Source organism: Corynebacterium suicordis DSM 45110 (assembly GCF_015351405.1).
GTDB classification, from domain to species: domain Bacteria; phylum Actinomycetota; class Actinomycetes; order Mycobacteriales; family Mycobacteriaceae; genus Corynebacterium; species Corynebacterium suicordis.
In genome coordinates, this window is sequence record NZ_JADKMY010000001.1 from 244,011 (window position 1) to 263,975 (window position 19,965).

The 19,965-nt window shown below is 61.2% G+C and carries 20 protein-coding genes; 9 read left to right on the forward strand and 11 right to left on the reverse strand.

Going from position 1 to position 19,965, the window contains the following annotated elements; genetic code table 11:
- Nucleotides 1–6: 6 nt before the first annotated feature.
- From IRY30_RS01150 to IRY30_RS01180, 7 genes are all read right to left on the reverse strand, one after another.
- Complete coding sequence (locus tag IRY30_RS01150; protein WP_194555578.1) at nt 7–285, reverse strand: monovalent cation/H+ antiporter complex subunit F; 279 nt, start codon at nt 283–285, stop codon at nt 7–9.
- Nucleotides 282–1,127 carry a Na+/H+ antiporter subunit E gene (locus tag IRY30_RS01155; RefSeq protein ID WP_194555579.1) on the reverse strand — a complete coding sequence of 282 codons (846 nt, stop codon included), beginning with the start codon at nt 1,125–1,127 and terminating at the stop codon, nt 282–284. The genes IRY30_RS01150 and IRY30_RS01155 overlap by 4 nt, the downstream gene beginning before the upstream one ends.
- Nucleotides 1,124–2,824 (reverse strand): monovalent cation/H+ antiporter subunit D family protein, encoded by a 1,701-nt coding sequence (locus tag IRY30_RS01160; protein WP_194555580.1) that lies wholly within the window; start codon nt 2,822–2,824, stop codon nt 1,124–1,126. Before IRY30_RS01160 ends, IRY30_RS01155 begins: the two co-directional genes overlap by 4 nt.
- Entirely contained in the window at nt 2,824–3,264 is a 441-nt protein-coding gene (locus IRY30_RS01165; protein ID WP_194555581.1) for a cation:proton antiporter subunit C, read from the reverse strand. Before IRY30_RS01165 ends, IRY30_RS01160 begins: the two co-directional genes overlap by 1 nt.
- The gene (locus tag IRY30_RS01170; protein ID WP_194555582.1) at nt 3,261–6,455 is read right to left on the reverse strand and encodes a DUF4040 family protein; all 3,195 of its coding nucleotides are present in this window, start codon (nt 6,453–6,455) and stop codon (nt 3,261–3,263) included. Before IRY30_RS01170 ends, IRY30_RS01165 begins: the two co-directional genes overlap by 4 nt.
- A gap of 205 nt (nt 6,456–6,660) precedes the next feature.
- A complete protein-coding gene (locus IRY30_RS01175; RefSeq protein WP_194555583.1) occupies nt 6,661–7,626 on the reverse strand; it encodes a metallophosphoesterase in 966 nt (321 codons plus the stop codon).
- Nucleotides 7,627–7,692: 66 nt separating this feature from the next.
- The gene (locus IRY30_RS01180; protein WP_194556497.1) at nt 7,693–9,924 is read right to left on the reverse strand and encodes a transglycosylase domain-containing protein; all 2,232 of its coding nucleotides are present in this window, start codon (nt 9,922–9,924) and stop codon (nt 7,693–7,695) included.
- A gap of 497 nt (nt 9,925–10,421) precedes the next feature.
- Here IRY30_RS01180 and IRY30_RS01185 point away from each other — a divergent pair, with 497 nt between their 5' ends.
- The 4 genes from IRY30_RS01185 to IRY30_RS01200 are packed head-to-tail and all read left to right on the forward strand — an operon-like array spanning nt 10,422 to nt 12,315.
- Nucleotides 10,422–10,793 (forward strand): WhiB family transcriptional regulator, encoded by a 372-nt coding sequence (locus IRY30_RS01185; protein ID WP_194555584.1) that lies wholly within the window; start codon nt 10,422–10,424, stop codon nt 10,791–10,793.
- Nucleotides 10,794–10,829: 36 nt separating this feature from the next.
- Nucleotides 10,830–10,982: a DUF4177 domain-containing protein gene (locus IRY30_RS01190; RefSeq protein WP_194555585.1), complete on the forward strand. Its 153-nt coding sequence runs from the start codon at nt 10,830–10,832 to the stop codon at nt 10,980–10,982.
- The gene (locus IRY30_RS01195; protein ID WP_194555586.1) at nt 10,982–11,446 is read left to right on the forward strand and encodes a RidA family protein; all 465 of its coding nucleotides are present in this window, start codon (nt 10,982–10,984) and stop codon (nt 11,444–11,446) included. Before IRY30_RS01190 ends, IRY30_RS01195 begins: the two co-directional genes overlap by 1 nt.
- A 29-nt stretch (nt 11,447–11,475) precedes the next feature.
- Nucleotides 11,476–12,315, forward strand: coding sequence for an MBL fold metallo-hydrolase (locus IRY30_RS01200; protein WP_194555587.1), 840 nt, complete (start codon nt 11,476–11,478; stop codon nt 12,313–12,315).
- Nucleotides 12,316–12,332: 17 nt separating this feature from the next.
- Here the strand turns inward: IRY30_RS01200 and glxR are convergent, their stop codons facing one another.
- Nucleotides 12,333–13,016 carry a CRP-like cAMP-activated global transcriptional regulator GlxR gene (gene glxR / locus IRY30_RS01205; RefSeq protein WP_194555588.1) on the reverse strand — a complete coding sequence of 228 codons (684 nt, stop codon included), beginning with the start codon at nt 13,014–13,016 and terminating at the stop codon, nt 12,333–12,335.
- 193 nt (nt 13,017–13,209) lie between these two features.
- On the opposite strand from glxR, the gene nth reads away from it, so the two are divergent.
- The 4 genes from nth to IRY30_RS01225 are packed head-to-tail and all read left to right on the forward strand — an operon-like array spanning nt 13,210 to nt 16,713.
- Nucleotides 13,210–13,995 (forward strand): endonuclease III, encoded by a 786-nt coding sequence (nth, locus tag IRY30_RS01210; protein WP_194555589.1) that lies wholly within the window; start codon nt 13,210–13,212, stop codon nt 13,993–13,995.
- A gap of 11 nt (nt 13,996–14,006) precedes the next feature.
- Entirely contained in the window at nt 14,007–14,690 is a 684-nt protein-coding gene (locus tag IRY30_RS01215; protein ID WP_228502473.1) for a TlpA family protein disulfide reductase, read from the forward strand.
- A complete protein-coding gene (locus IRY30_RS01220) occupies nt 14,687–15,505 on the forward strand; it encodes an NUDIX hydrolase (protein WP_194555591.1) in 819 nt (272 codons plus the stop codon). Before IRY30_RS01215 ends, IRY30_RS01220 begins: the two co-directional genes overlap by 4 nt.
- Nucleotides 15,502–16,713, forward strand: a complete 1,212-nt coding sequence (locus IRY30_RS01225; protein ID WP_194555592.1) for a MarP family serine protease — start codon at nt 15,502–15,504, stop codon at nt 16,711–16,713. The genes IRY30_RS01220 and IRY30_RS01225 overlap by 4 nt, the downstream gene beginning before the upstream one ends.
- 36 nt (nt 16,714–16,749) lie before the next feature.
- Here IRY30_RS01225 and IRY30_RS01230 read toward each other — a convergent pair whose 3' ends face one another.
- Together IRY30_RS01230 and IRY30_RS01235 are read right to left on the reverse strand one after the other, a co-directional pair.
- A complete protein-coding gene (locus IRY30_RS01230; protein WP_309825995.1) occupies nt 16,750–17,673 on the reverse strand; it encodes an alpha/beta fold hydrolase in 924 nt (307 codons plus the stop codon).
- Nucleotides 17,674–17,688: 15 nt separating this feature from the next.
- On the reverse strand, nt 17,689–18,201 hold the full coding sequence (locus IRY30_RS01235) for a phage holin family protein (protein WP_194555593.1): 513 nt from the start codon (nt 18,199–18,201) through the stop codon (nt 17,689–17,691).
- Between the two features lie 101 nt (nt 18,202–18,302).
- Between IRY30_RS01235 and IRY30_RS01240 the strand changes: the two genes are divergently transcribed.
- Nucleotides 18,303–19,091 carry a Fic family protein gene (locus IRY30_RS01240; protein WP_194555594.1) on the forward strand — a complete coding sequence of 263 codons (789 nt, stop codon included), beginning with the start codon at nt 18,303–18,305 and terminating at the stop codon, nt 19,089–19,091.
- A gap of 20 nt (nt 19,092–19,111) precedes the next feature.
- Here IRY30_RS01240 and IRY30_RS01245 read toward each other — a convergent pair whose 3' ends face one another.
- Complete coding sequence (locus tag IRY30_RS01245) at nt 19,112–19,912, reverse strand: HAD family hydrolase (RefSeq protein WP_309825989.1); 801 nt, start codon at nt 19,910–19,912, stop codon at nt 19,112–19,114.
- Nucleotides 19,913–19,965 lie beyond the last annotated feature (53 nt).

A 19,965-nucleotide genomic window follows, 5' to 3' on the forward strand; every position in this document is an offset into this window, starting at 1 on the left:
GGGTGTCTAGCGCCTTCCTCGGGAAATAATGCGGGCATAGGCCGCGGTGCTCAGCGCGCCGAAGAAGCCGGCGAACATGGCCACCTCGAACGTGACTGCGGTGCGGTCGTAGATGCTGTAGCACATGAAAAGTGCGGCCATGCAGAGGAAGATCGCATCGGAGAGCACGGCGCGGCGGGCGTCGTTATGCGTGGTGACCGCGCGCCACAGCACCATGATCAGGGCCGCCACCACGATGACCGTGGCGATGCTCATCACCACGAAGAGAAAACTCTGGGGAGTCACTGTGCATCCTCCTCTTTCTGCGCATTGTCTTGTTTGGCGTTCTTTTTGCCTGAATCAGGCTGTTCCGAGGGATACAGAGGATCATAATCTGTCTCCTGGGGCTTATTCCTGTGTTGCATGTGGCCCTGCTTGGGTGAGGAGTGCCGATTGTGGCGGGCTCGCTCAGCATTACGCCGCGCCACCTCGTAACGCTCCTGCCGATCCATGTTGGGCAGATCTTCAGGGTTGCGCTCTTCGTCATCCTGGGCGAGGATAGCCGCCACGAACGCCGCGGCATGCGGAGTGGAATCCAGCTTCTCTACATCCACCACGGTTTCGTCCTTTTGCCGGCCACCCCTGCTGCCGCGGAATCCACGTGGTCCAGGACGACCGCGCTCCACCAGCAGCTTCACATCCACGTCGATGTCCTGATCGCGGATGCTCGGTGCCAGCATTTCTTCCATGTGCTTGAGGGAATCCAGGAGCTCTTGGGGATCGCTACCGTACATTGCGTGCACGGCCAGGAAACGCTGCACGTTGTCCAGCCCGTGGGTCTTGAACTCGTGCTCACCCACGGAGGAGGTATCGCCGGAGATCTGGTGGCCCGCGGCCACGTCGCGATCCACTTCCTTGGGGCCGGTCACACCCAGTGCCAAGGTGCCGGGCGTCATGGTGATGGAGGCGATCAGAGCTGCGATATCGCGCTCCTTAGTGACCCGCAGCGGGTAGTAGAGCACCACCGGGGCGATGTTGCGACCAGTGCCCAAAGTATCCACGGCCATGACCGTGGACTCCTTGATGATCTGCCCAGTCAGCCACACCCCGTACTTGATGCAGTGGAGGAAAACTCTCAAGAATTTCATTGTGGCTTCTCCTCTTCGGTGGCGGAGTTATCCTCGGCATCTCGGTGGCTGCTCTGCTGGCGAGATTCCTCTTGGATGGAATTCAACGCCCCCTCCGGCACATTGTCCAAGCCACTGGGCCCGGGAGGCAGCACCTGGCCGATGGCCTCATCCGGATCGCCCAGCACCGCGTGGACGTACTTGGTGGTGTCCGTGAGGTTATCCGCCGCGTCTCCGGTGACGTGGAAAACGGGCCCGGCGAAGATGAACATGCCCACGGACACGCCAATCATGGCCGCGGAGGGCATCACGAAGCGGGAGCGAATGCGCAGCTGGGGATCATATTCGTGCGCGTTCATGTCGCGACCCCAGAACACCTCGCGCCACACGTAAATCATGCTGAACAGGGTGCCCACACCGGCCACGATGATCGCCCCGATGCCCACCCAGGCCAGCCAGGTTCCATCCTGGGCGATACCCATGACCAGGCCCAGCTTGCCGAGCACACCGGAAAACGGTGGGAAACCGATGATGGCCAGGGCACCCATGGCGAAGACAACCGCCACGAATGGGTCTCGTCGCATCAATCCGGACAGCGGGCGGATGCGACCCGTGCGGTAGGTTTCCTCGATGGCACCGGAGGCCATGATCAGGGAGGATGCCACGACCATGTGATGCAGCATGTAATACAGGGCGGCGGCCAGCATGAGTCGGGCGTCGTGACTCAGGAAAACCAACGCGATCAGGATGAACGGGATGCCGTTGACCATCTGGTAGGCCAGAACACCGCGCACGGTGGATTCAGCGAGACCGGCGAAGGCGCCGATGAGCATTCCTGCCACCATGAAGGCGAGAATGGCCCAGGCATAGGCGGGATCGCCCTCAAAGATGGTCATGAAGACGCGGAAGATGGCATAAACCGCCACTTTGGTGTGCAGGCCGGAGAACAGGGCCATCACGGCGGAGGAGGTGGACGGGTACGCCCGGGGCAGCCAGGTGTGCACGGGAGCCACACCGGCCTTGATGCTCAGCGCCAGCAGCACCACGCCGAGGGCCACGATGAGCTGCCACTGGCTGGCCTCGATACCCGGGGAAAATTCGGTGCCTCGTGGGCCAGCCGCACCTGCGAGCGCAGCGATGTTGGTGGTGCCGATCACGCCATAGGTCAGGGATACGCCAGACAGGAGAATCAGGGAAGTGACCAGGTTGACCACGATGAACATGCGCGCGGCAGCCAGGCGAGCCCAGGTGCCGGTCATGGCCAACAGGCCAAAGGACGGCATGAGCATGACCTCGATGAAAACGAAGAGGTTGAACAGATCCGCGGTCAGCAACGCACCCCATGCGCCGGCCAGCAGCATGAGGGTGAGCGCGGGGAAGAAGCGGGTGGAGGTCTCGCCGATGGAGTCGGCGAACCAGCAGGCCGCGAAAACCACCACGGCGGTGCTCAACAGCATGACTGCGGTGAGGGTGTCGGCGACCAGCGGGATCGAAATGCCGCCCACAAAACCGCCGATGTTATCCGCCAACACCGTCTCCCCAGTGCCCGCGTGGGACCAGGAGAGGTAATACAGCAGGTAACCCGCACCGATGATGCCCGCGAAAGGCACGGCCAGGTTGAGGAGGCGGCGGACAATCAGCGAGGGCACCACCGCGGCCAGGGCCGAGGCCAGCAGCGGGACGATGAGGAAGAGAGACAGGGAAGCGCCGATGGTCATTATTCTTGGTGTCCCTTCTTCTCGGCCTTGCTCGCCTTGAGCTCGGCCTGCTCCCGCTCTGCGGTTTCCATGCGCTCGGTGCGCTTGCCCAGCGTTTCGAGAGAACGGTTCTTCTTGGCGCTGCGCTCTGGGGAATCCGCGGTGAAGGTGTCATCATCCCGTCCCAGTGCGGCCAGGGTGAGCATCACGGCGGTGGACGCCATGGAGATCACGATGGCCGTCAACACAAACGCCTGCGGCAGGGGATCCGCCGCGAGCTCCGGGGTGGACCGGTCCAGCAAAGGCTCGGCGCGCCAGGCACCGATGCCTGCTGCCAAGATGAGGAGGTTGACTCCATGGCTCAGCAGCGTGATGCCCACGATCAGGCGCATCATTCCGCGCTGCAAGACCATGTAGACACCTCCGCCAATGAGTACGGCGATGATCGCGGCGATGATCATGTCCTGTCCTCCTCGTCCTGGTTCTTGGCTTTACGTTTTCTCGCGGCCTCGCGCTCCTGGCGGTGCAGTTCGGCCTTGCGCTTGCGTTCCTCATTGACTTCCGAGGGGTTCAGCACAATATCGGATCCACCTGCATGAATAGCCACCTCGGAGTCCGGGCGCTTCTTCCTGGACTGAGATTCCACGGGCGCGGGCCGGTGGTTGGGCTGGGCGAGGGCTTCCTGCAGCTTCCTGCCGCCCTTGGTGCGTGGTTGTTTCTTTTCTTCCGACGCCATCATCGGCGTGCCCAGGACCTTGTCCTTCTTGACACGAGTTGGAGGTTCCGCACCAGGGCGATCCCTTCCGCCGAGCTGGTTGATGACCACCACGATGAGCCCCAGCACGGCGAAGTAGACGCCGAGATCGAACAGCAGTGAGGTGGTGAGGTGCACGCCCAGAACATAGCCGTGGATCGGTTCGAGGAAGCTGCCCTTGAGCAGCAGACCGACCAGGCCGGTGAGCAGTGCCACGGCAGCACCGGCAGCGATCAAGCGGTGACCGAGCTCGTTTCCGCCGATCCTCCGCGCGGTGCTCTGGCTGACGTACCAGAGCAGCAAGCCACCGGCGGCGATGAGAGCCGCGAGGAACGCGCCACCCGGAGCCTGGTGTCCGCGCCAGAAGGTGACTGCCGAGAGGATGCCGATGAGGGGCAGCACATAAGGCAGGGCCTGGCGGGGAAGGATGGAGTTCAAATACGTGGAGCGCAGGTACTTGGAGTAGAACGGGGCCAGCTCCGGGACCTTGTGCACGTCTGGGAAACGCGTGGTTCCCTCTGCACGGAAGAGCTCCGAGGTGGAACCCGGACCATAACCAGGCAGTGGAGAACGCGGGATGGACTGCACGATCGCCGCGATGACGATTCCCGCCATACCCAGCACGATGAGCTCACCCAAGGTATCGAAAGCACGGAATTCAACGAGGATGACAGCCACCACGTTGTTTCCCCCGGAGAGATCCGGGGTGTTCTCCAGGTACCAGCGGGCGATCTCTGGCTTATCATGCCTTCCCAGCAGCAGGAACACGCCGAAGAAGGCGATGAGTCCGGAGAAGACACCAGCTGCGGTGGCCAGCTTGGAGCGGTTATCGCCCTCGCGGAGGTAGAGGCGTGGCTGGTGACGCAGCACCAGCATCATGAGGATGACCACCAGGAATTCCACCAGGAGGTTGGTGGTGGCCACGTCTGGAGCACCCAAGGTGAGCATCATCCACGACACACCCACGCCAACGATGCCCAGCAGAATCACCGATGCCAAGCGGGAGCGGGTGGTGATGATGCCCAGCACTGGCAGCAGGATCAGCGCCAGAGAAATGAGGTCCGTGGGGCGATCGATATTGAGCATGCGCGGTGGCACCGTGCTGATCGCGGAGATCGCGCCGGGAGCCGCAAAGGCGGCGAACGCCAGCAGGCCGATGAGCCCGAGAATCCACAGCACATGGCGGTTGGGGGAGAGAGAGTTGGCCATGATGCCAGCTCGCCGGCCATTGACCTGTGCTTGGTGGGTGGTTGCTTCGAGGAACCGTGCGCCGGTGAACGGGGCGAGCTTGCGCCCTTCCATCACGCGGGCAATCTGCTTGCGGAACACCACACCAATGGCACCCACGATGAGCACCGCGATGGAGATAAACAGTGCAGGTTTCAGACCGTGCCAGAGAGCCAGGTGGGAATGGGTTTCACCCACTCCTGTGGCAGCGACCATGGCATCCAGCGGGTGATCAAACGCACTGAGGAAGAGCACCACGGGTAGGGAAAGCACGCCAGGCAGTACAGCGGGGATCCACAGGCCGGGCTCTGCTTCCTTGACCTGCGAGCAGTCCCTGGGGCCATCAATGAAGGCACCGGTGATGTAGCGCGCGGAATACAGGAAGGTGGCCAGCGCGCCGAGGCCCGCGACGATGAGCAGCGCGATGATGCCCCATTGTGGGAAGGGCGCCTCCGTGAAGGAATCCAGCATGCCTTCCTTGGACACAAAGCCGAAGGTGGGAGGGATAGCGGCCATGGAAGCCGCGGCGATAGCCGCACCGGTGAAGGTAAATGGCATCTGTCGCCACAGGGAGCCCAAGCGCTTGATATCGCGGCTGCCCGCTTGGTGATCCACCACTCCGGCGACCATGAACAGCGAAGACTTGAACAACGCGTGCGAAGCAGTGTGCACCAGCGCTGCACCCAGCGCGAAGGGAGTACCCACGCCAATCGCGGCCACGATCCAGCCCAGCTGGGAGACCGTGGAATACGCGGTGAGCTTCTTCAGATCTGTCTTCTGCAGGGCAAATACAGCGCCCATTACTGCTGTGAGCATGCCCACCACGATGAGCAGGATGTGCCATGTCATTACGTCCTGGAAGAGCCCGGAGAAGCGCATCAGCAGGTAAATGCCTGCCTTGACCACTGCGGCCGCGTGCAAGAATGCAGACACAGGAGTGTCCGCTGCCATGGCTTCGGGGAGCCAGAAGTGGAAGGGGAACTGCGCGGCCTTGGAGAATCCAGCCAGCGCCAGCAGTACGGCGACGATGGCCAGGCGCATGTTATCGCCCTCCCACGCTGGGGAAGTGATGATCTCAGACAGGCGGGTGGTGCCGGTGGTGGACACCATCACGGCCAGCGCTGCCAGCAAGAACAGGCCGCCGATGAACGTCATGGTCAGCGTGCGGATGGAGCCCGCCTCACCACTGGAACCGCTGCGAGCGATGAGGAAGAAGGAAGCCAGAGACACCAGCTCCCAACCCACGAACAGCAGCATCACATCATCTGCCAGCACCAACAGGATCACGGCCAGCATGAAAGTGGTCATGAGCAGGTAAAAGCTCAAGATCTTGGAGCCGTGGTGGAGATACCGGGTGGAGTAGATGAACACCACCGCGCCGATGGTGAGCGCCAGGAGGGTGAAGAATAACGAGAGCGAATCTAACCGGAGGGCAAATTCCACATCGCGCGTGTGCCCATCGGGGTCCGTGAATAAGCCGGGGATCCACGTGGCAGACCACGAGAGCGTCTCCCCGTGGATGATCTTTTCCGCATGCGAAATGACATAACCCGCGAGAACCGCGAAAGTGATGGCGAGTGGCCAGCCGGCAGCTCGGTCAAAGATCTTGACTAGCACCGGCGTGAAGAGCAGAGCCACGGCCACGATGAGAGGGACGGCTAAAATTGCCACGTTGTGAAAAACACCTCAGCTTGGTGGTCGATTATCGATTCGGGTGGTTATCCGAGTGCCTCAGCTTCGGCATCAGCATTGCCAGGGCACGGTCCCGTGTGGTGTAGAGCAAGCCAGAAGTAGTGTTTTACCGTGACCTATGCACGCGTCCACTCGGAACATGGACGAAAGTTTTGCGACGCTAGCCAGTCTATCAGCTCGAGTTTCACACCTTTTCGGGGGGTGATTCGCGTTCTACCACGTGGATGAGAGTGGCAGACGGCCTGCAAAAAGTGCGGAACGGAACGTACTTGGAATTCCCCAGACCATTGCTGACGTGCAACCACATCCGCTCGGTCCACCGCGACAACCCGCTGGCGCGCGTGCGATCAATCCCGCAGTTTGTCACGATCGACTTTCCTCCGGGCAGGCACAGCTGGCCACCGTGCGTGTGCCCAGCCAGCACCAACTGGTAACCCTCCGCCGCGAATTTATCCAGCACTTCCGGCTCCGGCGAGTGGGTCAAACCGATGGCTAGGTCCGCATCCGGGTGCGGTCCGCCTGCAATGGCACTGAAATCATCCAGTTCATGATGAGGGTCATCCACGCCTGCGATGGAGACATTGAACTTCCCACTGCGCCCCCACACGCTTTGCGGACGGGGATCGATGGAGAAATCCACATGCCGGTGAGTGGCATCATTCCACCCGCGCTCGATGAACGCGGCGCGCATTCCCTTCCACGGCAGCTCCTCCTCGCTGGGCTTGCGCTTCTTGCCCAGAAGATAGATGAAGGGATTCACCGGTTTTGGACCGAAGTAGTCATTGGAACCGAAGACAAAGACCCCTGGGTGATTGAGCAGGGGGTCGAGGGCGCGGAGGACTCCGGGTACGCCGGAGGCCTCACCCAGGTTGTCTCCGGTGTTGACCACCAGATCGAAGTCCAGGCTATTCAGGCCGGCCACCCACTCCTGCTTGCGCTTTTGACCAGCCAGCATGTGCAGATCAGAGACGTGCAGGATGTGGAAGGACTCCTCCGGATCCGCGAAAGTGCCGGGCTCCAGAACCGGAGCGGTGACCTGCTTGAGCTCGAAAGCGCGGATTTCCCGGTTGGCCGCCACTAACGCAGTAAGGCCCGCACCGAGAGCGATCGCGGCTGTGTTGACGAGGGTTTTCACATAAGTATTGCTCACGTCCCACAGTCTACTGACGGGTAAGACAGCCCCCGGAAGAAAGAGCAATCCCAATCCTTTGGTGGGTTAGCGGCGGCCCTGGATGGCGGCGTCGAGATCATTGAGGAAATCTTCGGCCTGGCGCTGAAGATCGTTCAACCCCGGTGGCAAAGGTGGCAGCGGAGGTGGGGAAGGAAGGCCCGGCTGGCCGCCTCCGCCACCACCGCCACCGCTGGGCTGCTGCCAAGGGGAGCCGGAGTTGGGAGCAGAGGCGTTTTCCGGAGGATTGGTGCCACGATTGAACTTCGAATCCATGGGCGGCAAGCCTGATCCGCCATAGTTTCCGATCACTGGGTTGGTGGCCGCGAAGAAGGTGCGGGCGGGTTCCTTGCCGCCGTAGAGATCGCCCTTCGCGCACTGACGAACTGGGCCAGTACAGATGTTGGCGGCGGCGCCGGAGTCGTTGAAGATATAGGTGGCTCCGGCCCATCCTGGGGTGAAGCCGAGGAAAGCAGCGGAAAAGCTGGTCTCGGTGGTTCCGGTCTTGGCGGAAATCTGGCCGCTCCAGCCGGTGGCGGCTGCTGCCTCGGCCGCGGTACCGGTGGAGGTGTCCCCGCCCATGCCGTTGGCCAAGGCGCGGGCGACACCCGAATTGAGAACCTGCTCGCACGGGGCGGACTCAACCTTCACGTCTTTGCCCTCGCGGTCCTTCACCTCGAGAACCGGCTTGGGCTCGCACCAGCGGCCGTTGTCCGCCAGGGACGCGGCGACGTTAGACAACTCTAGGGGATCAACAGGAGTGGGGCCGAGGACGAAAGAGCCCAGGTTGGCCTCCTTGGTGTATTCGGCGATGGAGGTGTCCTCATCGTGGGTTCCCTTGTCCGCATAGCTGCGCAGACCCAGCTTGACCGCCAGATCCACCGTGCGTTCCACTCCCACGTCCTCGAGCATGGAGATAAATGGGGTGTTGGGGGAGGTGGCGAGCGCTTCCCGGAGTGTCATGGTGGGCTTGTAGTTGGAAGCGTTCTCCACGCAGTACTTGCCCGGAGGACAACCCTCAGCACCGCCGGCGCCCAGGCCATCAACCTCAACGCGGTTGGGAACGCTCAAGACCGTATCCAATCCCATGCCGTCCTGGATGGCCAGTGCGGCGGGGAAAATCTTGAAGATGGAGCCGGCGCCGTGGCCCTGTAAGGAATGGGTGACCGGGTTAAGGGTTTCCTGCTTGCTTTGATCCAGGCCGTAATCGCGAGAGGAGGCCATGGCCACCACTTCGTGCGCGTCCTTCTTTGGGGCAATGAAGTTAGCGGTTTCGGATACGCCCTCGGCCTGCGGATCTACGTTCGCCGCAGCTGCATTCTGCGCGGATTCCTGCGCGTCCGGATCCAACGTGGTGCGGATGGTGTAGCCGCCACTGGCGATATCTTCCTTGGAGATCCCCTTTTCATCGAGGTACTCCAGCACATAATCGCAGAAGAATCCGGAGTTATCAGCACCGATGCAGCCGTTCGATTCGCCCTGCGGAGTCTCCGTCACGCCGAGGTCCTCCAGTTTGGCGGAATCGGCTTCGGCCTGGGTGAGCGTGCCCGCGGTGACGCGGGATTGGAGCACGGCATCACGACGTTCTTTCGCGCCCTCAGGGTTGGCGTAGGGATCCAGCGTGGACGTGGACTGCACCACTCCGGCCAAGAATGCTGATTGGGCAGTGGTGAGATCTGCTGCGTGAGTACCAAAGTAGGTGCGCGCAGCGGCCTCAATTCCGTAGGCGCCCTGGCCGAATGAGACGAGGTTGAGGTAGCGGGTGAGGATCTCGTCCTTGGAGAGCTTCGCGTCCAGGTCACTGGCCATGCGCATTTCCCGGAGCTTGCGGGGAACTGAGGTTTCCACGGCAGCAGCGCGCTCAGAATCGGTCTTCGCCTCAATGAGGTAGAGGTAGTTCTTCACATACTGCTGATTGATGGTGGAGGCGCCTTCGGCCACGCCACCACTGCTCAGGTTGGCCAGCGCCGCGCGGGCCGTGCCGCGGAAATCCACGCCGTTGTGCTCATAGAAGCGCCGATCTTCGATGGCGACAATGGAATCCTTCATCTCTTGGGAGATCTGTGCGGAGTCCACCTCAAAACGACGCTGGTCATAGACGAACGCGAGCGGGTTACCCGTGCGGTCCGTGATGGTGGTGGCGAGGGGGAGTTTGTGGTTGGCAGACATGTCCTCCAAATTGGAGTTCATGGTCTGAGCACTGGAATTAACTAGCCAGCCACCCGCCAAAGCAATGGGGGAGAGGGCCAATGCGCAGAGGATTCCGGCCACCGTGAGCATGGCGAGCAGGCGGCCGAAAGTGGAAAAAGTGGAATCGCTCTGTGTCTTCACCCACCACAGCGTAGCCGACGGGTGGGGCTAGGGACAGTGGTTGGGTTTGGGGTAAAAACATTGCACGGGGGTAGATTATTTTAGTTTCCTAGGGAAATTATCTGCTTTGTAAAACTAAATATTTCTCAGGACTCGGCTGGATTCTCCGCGGAAAATTTTCGGCGAGCAATGTTTCCATTTCTCTCATTTTGCGCGTGACCTGCGGTATGTCCGGGTGAGGGTGGGCAAACATGCAGGTGGATCCCGCTGTGCTTTGGTGAGTGAGTCAATCCCTCAGAAAATCCTCAGGTTTTTCGAGGCGTTTTGAGGGCTTGCACAGTATTTACCCCCACGTTCAGATGCATTCGACACTGGCAAAACACTGTGAATAAAATTATCGAAAATGTGACGCGGACTACATTGTGCACATGAAGTTGGACTAGAACACATCCCGAAAGGTTTCCTCGATGACTGCATCGCTTACTCGCCCAGAGGCTCTCACTCGGCCACTGCGTCTTCCCTCCGAGCAATTGACGAGTCGCGAATCTTTCAATAATCGCGGGGAGTGGATCATGCAGGCTGACTGTCGTGATATCGATCCCGATGAGCTTTTCGTTAAAGGTGCTGCTCAGCGCAAGGCTGTGGCCATTTGCCGCCACTGCCCAGTGGTATTGCAATGCCGCGCTGACGCACTGGATAACAACGTGGAATTCGGCGTCTGGGGTGGAATGACCGAGCGTCAGCGTCGCGCACTGGTGCGCGAGCACCCAGAGGTGGACAAGTGGGCTGATTACTTCGCTGCCCAGCTGGAGGCATCATTGGGGCGCGTGGTCTCCTAACACCCCTGGTCTCCCAAGACCCCTATACTGTGACGCATGACCAAATGGGAATATGTCACCGTGCCACTGCTCACTCACGCCACCAAGCAAATCCTGGATAACTGGGGTCAGGATGGATGGGAGCTGGTCTCTGTCCTGCCCGGCCCCACCGGTGAACAGCACGTGGCTTACCTCAAGCGGGAGGTTTAATGCATAGCCAGCGTCTCCAGGAACTGGGAATTGAACTTCCCGAGGTAGCGGCTCCCGTGGCCGCTTATGTGCCAGCGGTTCGCTCCGGTGAGCACGTCTACACCTCCGGCCAGCTGCCGTTTGTCAATGGGGAATTGCCCGAAGCGGGCAAGGTTGGCGCTGAGGTTGATCCGGAACGAGCAGCAGAACTGGCACGCATCGCCGCGCTGAATGCCGTGGCTGCCGCCGCTGACTTGGTGGGTTTGGACAATATCGAGCAGATCGTGAAGGTCAACGGATTCGTGGCCTCAGCTGCAGGTTTTAACGGCCAACCCGGGGTTATCAACGGGGCATCCACCGTATTGCAGGAGATCTTCGGGGAAGCCGGAGTGCATGCGCGCGCTGCGGTGGGAGTGGCAGAACTGCCACTGAACTCCCCAGTTGAGGTGGACATGGTGCTCCGCGTTCGCGATACATCGCGATAATCCGAATTCCCCGACGTACACTGTTGACTATGGAGCATCCCGCTTACAGTCAACTGCGTCCCGTTACGAAAAATGCCGGTGTGGTTCTCGCGCCGAACCCCAGTTATTCCGCCTTGGAGGGCACCAACTCCTGGGTAATCCGGGGAGAGAATGATCGCGTGTGCGTGATCGTTGATCCCGGCCCAGAGGATGAGGGACACCTCAATGTGCTGAATTCCAAGGCGTCGGGTTCAGGTGAAGAGCCAGTGGAGATTGCGCTGGTGCTGCTCACCCACCGCCACGCCGATCACGCTGGCGGAGCTCGCCGTTTCCGGCAGATCACCGGTTCCCCAGTGCGGGCGCTGGATTCTCACTACTGCAGTGGCGCCGATGAGCTGCAGCCGGGGGAGTTCATCAGCATCGAGGGTCTCACTCCAACCATCGAGGTAGTGGCCACCCCAGGACACACCGCGGATTCCGTGAGTTTTTTCATCCATTCAAATGGTGGCACCGATGATTCCGATGTGGAAGCCATCATCACCGGCGATACCATCGCTGGCCGCCACACCACGATGATCTCTGAGACCGATGGCGATCTCGGTGCTTACCTCGATACGCTGGCGCTGCTGCGCAAGCGCGGGGATAACGTGCCGCTGCTTCCCGGTCATGGCCCTGACCAGCCAAATACTGCCGAGATGGCGGATAAGTACATTGAGCGACGCGAACTGCGCCTCAAGCAGGTCCGCGAAGCGTTGCAGGAACTGGGGGATGACGCCGCGGTGGGGGACATCGTGAACTTCATCTACACCGATGTGGATCCGGTGCTCCGCGATGCCGCGAAGCAATCCACCCGCGTGACCCTGCGTTACCTGCAGGGCCAGCACGGTTAAGTCGCGCTGCTAGAAAATTAGCGGGCGCGCTTGGCCAGGCGCTCGGTATCCGAGATGAGCACGGACTTGCCCTCCAAGCGGATCCAACCGCGGTGGGCGAACTCCGCCAAGGCTTTATTCACCGTTTCGCGGGAAGCGCCCACTAGCTGAGCGATCTCCTCCTGCGTGAGATCGTGATGCACGCGCAGCGCGCCGCCCTCTTGGGTGCCGAAACGGTTCGCCAACTGCAGCAGAGCCTTGGCCACGCGACCGGGGACATCCGTGAAGATAAGGTCGGCGAGTGAGTTATTGGTGCGGCGGAGGCGTCGGGCCAAAACACGGAGAAGCTGCTGGGTGACCCCCGGATGATCGGTGATCCACTGCTGCAGCGTGGTGGAGTCCATGGTGGCTGCCTTGAGTTCAGTGACACACACTGCGGACGAGGTGCGCGGACCAGGATCGAAGATGGAGAGCTCGCCGAACATGTCGGAGGGACCCATCACGGTGAGCAGGTTTTCCCGCCCATCCACGGAGTGCCGAGCCAGCTTCACCTTGCCGGAAATGATGATGTAGAGCCGGTCGCCGGGCTCACCTTCATCAAAGATGGTGGTGCCGCGGGGGAACGTCACGGTGTCTAGCTGCTCGATCAGCGAGCGCACGGCACTGGGGTCCACGCCCTGGAAAATTCCAGCCCGGGACAAAATCTCAGTAACTTCAGACATCGAGTTCTCTTCACTTTCCGCTTCACGTGGGTGTTCAAGGTTAAAGCGCGGTTTTGTCTTTCCCATACCGTACAACTCCGTGAGGGCTCTGGGTACAACTTGTCCATACTAGCGAGGAATTCCCAGCGACTTATGCGAATTAAAACCGCCGATGGTGGAGGACTTGTCCTGCGCGCTGGTTAAAGTGAGTGGCATGCCGAAGACCAGTAAGCAATGGGATCGCGAAACCCCGTTGGCGACCAAGCGCCGGGCGCGGAAAATCAACCGCATGCTGGCCGAAGCCTATCCGGATGCCCACGCGGAGTTGGATTTCACCAATCCTCTGGAGCTGTTGGTTGCCACTGTGCTTTCCGCGCAGTGCACCGACGTGCGGGTCAACATGGTCACTCCCGCTCTGTTCCAGCGCTATCCCACCGCGGCGGATTATGCGCAGGCGGATATGGAAGAGCTGGAGGCGATGATCAAACCCACGGGATTCTTCCGCGCGAAGGCGAAGTCCATCGTTGGTTTGGCCACCGCGCTGGAGGAAAAGCACGGCGGGGAGGTCCCCGGTGACCTGGATTCCCTGACTGCCCTGCCCGGAGTGGGTAGGAAAACCGCCAATGTGGTGCTGGGAAACGCCTTTGACGTGCCGGGGATCACGGTGGATACGCACCTGGGCCGCATGGCCCGCCGGTGGAAAATCACCGAGCATGAGGACGCGGTGAAAGTTGAGAAGGATCTCATGGAGCTCATTGAGCAGAAGGAGTGGACCATGTTCTCCCACCGGGCCATCTTCCACGGTCGCCGGGTCTGCCATTCGCGCAAGGCCGCGTGCGGGGCCTGCCTACTGGCCGCGCATTGCCCCAGCTATGGCATCGCCGGACCGAAGGAACCCGAGGAGGCAGCGGCGCTGATCAAGTCCGCTGATAAGGAACATCTCCTGGAGCTGGCCGGGATCACCAGCCAAGACTTTGTGCCCACGGAAAAGACAAGGTAACAATGAGCTCCATGCCTGAAATCTCGGATCGCACCCGCCTGCTCGCAGTGGTATTTGCTGTGGTCATTGGATTGGCGGTGGCATCCGTGCCGCTGGTTGCGTCGATCTTCGCGCAGCCGGAAACCCCTCCCGCAGCCAGCCCCACGAGTGAAAGCCAAGGCGCGCAAGCGGATCAACCCGCCCCGAACGAAGCGCTGCGGGTGAACAACGTGGTGCCGTGCGTGCAGCAGGAGGGTGAGGGGTTGGCGTCGGACATTAAGGCCGATGCGGAGCTGGCCGAGGTGCGCCTTCCCTGCCTGACGGACGGAGGGAAGGAGAGCTCGCAGAGCTTGGCCGAGCAATTTGCGGGTAAGCCCACCGTGGTCAACGTGTGGGCGTGGTGGTGCGGTCCGTGCCGGCAAGAGCTGCCTATCCTGCAAGACGTGGCAGAAAACAATCCCGAGTGGAACGTGGTGGGCGTGCACCTGGATGCGAAGGGGCAGGCAGGCGTGGATTTCCTGGAGGAGCTCGGAGTGGATAACTTCCCCAGCTACCAGGATGGGAATCATGTTTTCGACGCCGCCACGAACATCCCCAAGGTAGTTCCGGTGACCCTGGTTTATCGGCCGGATGGTTCGCGCGCGGAGACCTTCGTGCGAACTTTTGATGACTCTGCACAAATGCAGCAATTGGTGAGCGAGGCGCTGGCGAAATGACCGATTACACACAAGAGCAATGGTTAGAGGCCGCGCGCCAGCAACCTGAGTTGCCTACAAACGTGCCTGAGTGGTTGCGTCGCTTTGCGGAGGCGGCACTTAGCGGAAACCTGCAGGAGACCATCGGCGATGCGGCCCGGAAGGTTCCGCAGGCCGATGCCCAGGGAAACCCGCCCCGGTATTCCGCGGTGTTGGTGCTGGTGGAGGGCGATGCTGATTTCGCGCCGGGCGATGAACCTTTTCCTTCTGATGCCGCCCTCTTGCTGACCCACCGGGCCCCGAGCATGCGCGAGCACTCCGGGCAGGTTGCCTTTCCGGGTGGCAGCAGAGAGGCGCAGGACGCGGGGCCCATCGATACCGCGCTGCGCGAAGCATGGGAAGAGACTGGGCTGGATCGCGCGAGTGCGCTTCCCCTGGCGGTCATGGAGCCCATCTATATTGACCGCTCCAACTTTGCGGTGATCCCCGTGCTGGCGTATCTGGCCGAACCCAGCGAGCTGTACCCCGCCAGCGGGGAAAATGATTGGGTGAAGATGGTGCCCATCGCCGAGCTGGTGGATCCGGATAAGCGTTTCTGGCTGGGCTTTCAGAAGTGGCGCGGGCCGGCCTTTGACCTGCGCGGAATGGTTCTGTGGGGCTTTACCGGATCCGTGGTGACCGCCATGCTGGAGATCGCCGGATGGGCCAAACCCTGGGGAGAGGACACCGAGCCCATGGGGTTGATGGAAGCGCTGCAGCGATCTGAGAATAACGAGGCTCTGAGCAGCTTGAGCGAGAGCTTTCGCCGCGCAGGAGACACTGGAGGAGCCCCATGAGCGGGTCGTTGATCGTTGACATTGCGCTGGTGGCGCTGGCTTTCGGAGCGATGATCTACGGCTGGCGCCAAGGCGGGTACTCCGCGCTGCTGAGCCTGGTGGGAGTGCTGCTGGGCGGCTATTTGGCCATCATCTCGCTCCCGGCGTTGCTGAACTTTGCCACGGATCAGGGGATGGAAAGCCAGGGTTCGCGTTTCGTGATCTCACTGGCGATGATCACGGTCGGGGTAGTGCTGGGATATGCCGTGGGCTCTGGCCTCGGCCTGCGCTTGAGAGACCGGATCAAGACCCGCGGGATGCTCCAGGCGGAGTCCGCCGTGGGTGCTGTGGTGCAGGTATTCACCACGTTGGTGGTGGTGTGGTTGATTCTGGTCCCACTGGTGGGAACCCGGGATAGCGAATTCGCGCGCTCCGTGAAGGGTTCCACGGTGCTCTCCGGTGTGGAATCCGTGGTGCCGGGATACTTCAAGAACCTGCCGGCCCGCGTGGCGGGATACTTCAGCGAAAGTGGCTTCCCCATCATCACGGATCCGCTGGAAAGCCTCCCACAAAAGGAAGTGGATCCGCCGAATCCTGAGCTCCAGGGTTCACCCGTGGTGCAGGCCGCGCGGGGATCAATCGTGCGCGTGGTGGGAGAGGCCGAGCAATGTAGCCGTTTGCTGCAGGGCACCGGCTTTGCGGTCACTCCGGACACGATCATGACGAACGCCCACGTGGTGGCAGGCACGGACAGGGTCAAGCTGGACACCGTGGATGGAATGATCAACGCCACCGTGACCTACTACAACCCGAAACAGGACGTGGCCCTGCTGAAGGCGGAAGATGGAGCCACCTTCACGCCCCTGAAGTGGGCGAATCAGCTGGGAGCACCTGGCGATAACGCCATCGTGCTGGGCTTCCCCCACGGTGGTCCGTTCCAGGCGTCCCCCGCGCGCATCCGCGAGCTCTTCACCGTGAGCGGGCCGGATATCTATGCCGATGCCCGCGTGGATCGCCAGGCCTATGCCGTGCGCGGCAGCGTGGTGCAGGGCAACTCCGGTGGCCCGCTGATCAATGAGCGCGGGGAAGTCCTAGGTTTGATCTTTGGCGCGGATGTGAACCAGACCGAGACCGGTTATGCACTCAGCCGCAGCGAAGTGATGAACCAGGTGGGCGATGCCGCTGCCTGGGATGACCAGGTGGAGACAGGCGCGTGCGTGCTGCATTAGGTGTATTTTTGTGCCAGCTTGGGGGGGCTACTTGGGCTAGGCCCGCTGGGAGATGAGCTCGGCCACTGCCTGCGGATCCTCGATGTGCGGGTAATGCCCCACCCCGTAGAGCAGCACAGAATCCGTGGATTCGTGAGAAGAGCGCGCCAGTGATTTCTCCGTGATGCGCGGGTTGTAGCCCGGATCCATACTTCCCTCCACCGCCAGCACAGGCGCGGCGATGGCATCGGGGAAGGAACGGTTGAAAATGATGCCCTCGGGGCGCAAACGCACGCGGAACAGCCAGCGCTGATATTCCCGCGAGAGGTGAGCAACCTTGCTGGCTTGCATCGCATCTCGACGCCACCGCGCGTGCTTCCGATATGCGTCCGTATCCCGGAATCCCGGGCCCACGGCACTGCGGAAGAGCCTTTCCGTATGGGCGGCATCATCTTTGACTAGGCGTGTCTCGGTGACGCGGGGGAGCTGAGCTCCCAAGATGCGGCTGGCCCGGTTCCAGTTATTCAACGGGCTCCCCACGATGCCATTGGTCTGCACGATGGGATGAGCCGAAGACAAGGTGATGATCCCGCGGACCCGCTCTGGCTCATGAGCTGCCAGGGTCCATGCGACCAACCCGCCGTAGCCATGGCCCACCACCAGCGCATTGACGTATCCCAGGCCGCGGATCACCCCGGCCATATCGGAGGCGGCGGTGGTGAGATCGTAGCCACGTGGGGTCTTATCCGAACGCCCATATCCGCGCAGATCCACCGCAGCCACGCGCAGTTGCTCCGGGTAGAGCTGGGTGGAGGAGAGCTGCGTCATCACGTCCGAAAAATCGAAACAGCCACCGCCAAAGCCGTGGATCAGGAGCACCAAAGGCGCATTGCGGGGACCTTGGACCTGGACATGAATTCGCACGCCCCGGGAGTGGACATAAGTCGACTCAGGGGCGTGCGAAGGAATATCTGCTGTCACAGCCGGAAAGGTTTCCTAGGTGTAAAGGCCTGGATCCTGGGTGAGGGAACGGCTGGAGTTGGAGTTGCTTGGCAGCACCTGCTTCAGCTCATTGACAGACTTGATGGTCTTCTCAGGCTTCTTCACGCCCTTGACCTGCTTCAGACCAACCAGCGCGAGGCCAGCGACCAGCAGCAGCATGATGATGAAGACGATCAAGAAAGCGAGCCAGCGAGGCAGGAAGGTGTCCAGCGCCTCAGCAATGGTGAAGAAGAGGAAGAAAGAGCTGTACGCCAAGATAACTGCAGCTGCAGCGAACAGTCCACCAGCGATGCCGGCCTTCTTGGCGGAGGCAGCAACCTCGGTCTTAGCGAGTTCGACCTCAGAGCGCACCAGTGAAGAGATCTGTGCGGAAGCATCCTTAACCAGATCGCCGATGCTGCCCTGACCTTGTGCGTGGGCGTCTACATCAGACAGAGGGATAGCAGTGACCTCAGGGTTAAAGCTATCGCGGTCGGTGTAGAGACCTTCACCTTGATTCTTGCTCACGGAAAAACTCCAGTAATTTTTGAGTTGCTTAGCAGATTGACTCTCCCTAGTTTGCCAGACCGTTCGAGAGAATGCGCGAAAGGGTGAATTATCGTTGTGGCATGTCTGACCCGCACATGAGCACTGACCCGCTGGAACCGCTGACCCATCTCCCCGGTGTGGCGGACGCGGTGGCCCAGGCAAACGACTATGTGGCGCGAGTCCACCGCCACCCCGCTAACCTTCGCGGCTGGGACATCACCGGTGCCGAGTCCGTCCTGCGAGGCGCGCGGGCATCTGCACAACTGGATGGGGGATCACCGTGGTTACCCGAAGACGGCCAGGTGGAGGATCCCGTGCTGGCCGGTTCCTTGCGGGCAGCCGAGCTTTTGGCCCCGGATGGAATTACCGACACCCAGGTCACCTGGCGCCGAGCTCCGCTGCAGGTCATCGCGAGGATCAACTCAGTGGCCAGCCCGCAGATGTCCGATGAAGCCTTCCGGGCGAAGGCTGCGCGCTCAGCGGAATTCTTGGTGCCGGGCAGGCCAAAGCGGGCTACTGATGGGCGTTTGCAGCTGCTGGGGAAGCTGATCAGTGGTGGCACCAAGGTCAACTCTGTGGTGCTGTCCGCGATTATTCACGGAGAGCTGCTCACGCTGGAGCCCTTCGCCGATGCCAATGGCGTGACTGCGCGGGCATGTTCCCGGCTGGCCACGATCTCTGGGGGGCTGGATCCGCGTGGCTTGGGGGTCCCGGAAGTGTGGTGGAATCGTAAGCGGGAGCTGTATCGCCAGCGTGCCGAGGGTTTCGCTTCGGGTACCCCGGAAGGGGTGGCGCAGTGGATCATCTTCCACGCGGAGGGGCTTTCGGAAGGCTCGTTGGAGGCCAAGTCCATCGCCGATTCCAAGTAGGGCTGGTGTGGCGCGGTCTTTTAGGCGTCGTCTTCCCGAAAACGGAACCACATGGCCAGGCCGGCGGCTACCGCACTCAACAGGGCCAACGTCGCGCCCGCGCCGGCCAGCACTGCACCTTGGGCGAAAAGCGGTTCTGGCTTAACGAATCTTTGGATCGGCCATCCCTGCTCCGTGGCGTATTTGCGCAGCGGGCGGTCGGGATTCACGGCATGCGGATTTCCCACCAGGTGGAGCATCGGGAGATCCGTGAAGGAATCCGAATAGGCATAGGATTTATCCAGGTCGTAGCCGTTTTCCAGCGCCAGAACCTTGAGCTTGTCCACCTTGGCCTGGCCCTTGTTGAAATGCGCCACCCCGCCGGTGAACAGGCCATCCGCCACTTCCAGTTCGGTGGCAACCAGCAGGTCAGCCCCCAATTCCCTGGCGATAGGCTCCACGATCACCGAGGGGGAGGCGGTCACGATCGCCACGTGGTGACCCTGTTGCTGATGCTCCTCGATGAGCGCGCGAGCCTCGGCGTAAATATAAGGCGTGATGACATCCTGCAGCGCGTCTTGGGCTACGTCGCGCAGAGCGGATTCCTCGCGATCCCGAATCATTCCCAGCAGGGCATCTTTGGTGGCATTCATGTTTTGCTCGGTGTGCGTGGTGAGCATGTAATTGCCCAGGAGCGCCATCATGCGCAGCACGTCTGGGGTACCGATGAGCCCTCGCTCTGCCAGTGGCCGACCGTAGGCCATTGATGCGCTGGTATCGATGATCGTCTTGTCGAGATCGAATATCGCGAGGATCCGACCTTGCCCATTGCCTGTGGTCACGCCTCCAATTTACGCCCCATCCGTCACATTTGTCACAACTTTTAGGGGTTATC

Bases quoted from the DNA above. Each gene is read 5' to 3' on its own strand.
- IRY30_RS01155 (WP_194555579.1), bottom strand. From the start codon at position 1,127: ATGAAATTCTTGAGAGTTTTCCTCCACTGCATCAAGTACGGGGTGTGG.
- IRY30_RS01160 (WP_194555580.1), bottom strand. From the start codon at position 2,824: ATGACCATCGGCGCTTCCCTGTCTCTCTTCCTCATCGTCCCGCTGCTG.
- IRY30_RS01165 (WP_194555581.1), bottom strand. From the start codon at position 3,264: ATGATCATCGCCGCGATCATCGCCGTACTCATTGGCGGAGGTGTCTAC.
- IRY30_RS01180 (WP_194556497.1), bottom strand. From the start codon at position 9,924: ATGCTCACGGTGGCCGGAATCCTCTGCGCATTGGCCCTCTCCCCCATT.
- IRY30_RS01185 (WP_194555584.1), top strand. From the start codon at position 10,422: ATGACTGCATCGCTTACTCGCCCAGAGGCTCTCACTCGGCCACTGCGT.
- IRY30_RS01190 (WP_194555585.1), top strand. From the start codon at position 10,830: ATGACCAAATGGGAATATGTCACCGTGCCACTGCTCACTCACGCCACC.
- IRY30_RS01195 (WP_194555586.1), top strand. From the start codon at position 10,982: ATGCATAGCCAGCGTCTCCAGGAACTGGGAATTGAACTTCCCGAGGTA.
- IRY30_RS01200 (WP_194555587.1), top strand. From the start codon at position 11,476: ATGGAGCATCCCGCTTACAGTCAACTGCGTCCCGTTACGAAAAATGCC.
- glxR (WP_194555588.1), bottom strand. From the start codon at position 13,016: ATGTCTGAAGTTACTGAGATTTTGTCCCGGGCTGGAATTTTCCAGGGC.
- nth (WP_194555589.1), top strand. From the start codon at position 13,210: ATGCCGAAGACCAGTAAGCAATGGGATCGCGAAACCCCGTTGGCGACC.
- IRY30_RS01215 (WP_228502473.1), top strand. From the start codon at position 14,007: ATGCCTGAAATCTCGGATCGCACCCGCCTGCTCGCAGTGGTATTTGCT.
- IRY30_RS01220 (WP_194555591.1), top strand. From the start codon at position 14,687: ATGACCGATTACACACAAGAGCAATGGTTAGAGGCCGCGCGCCAGCAA.
- IRY30_RS01225 (WP_194555592.1), top strand. From the start codon at position 15,502: ATGAGCGGGTCGTTGATCGTTGACATTGCGCTGGTGGCGCTGGCTTTC.
- IRY30_RS01240 (WP_194555594.1), top strand. From the start codon at position 18,303: ATGTCTGACCCGCACATGAGCACTGACCCGCTGGAACCGCTGACCCAT.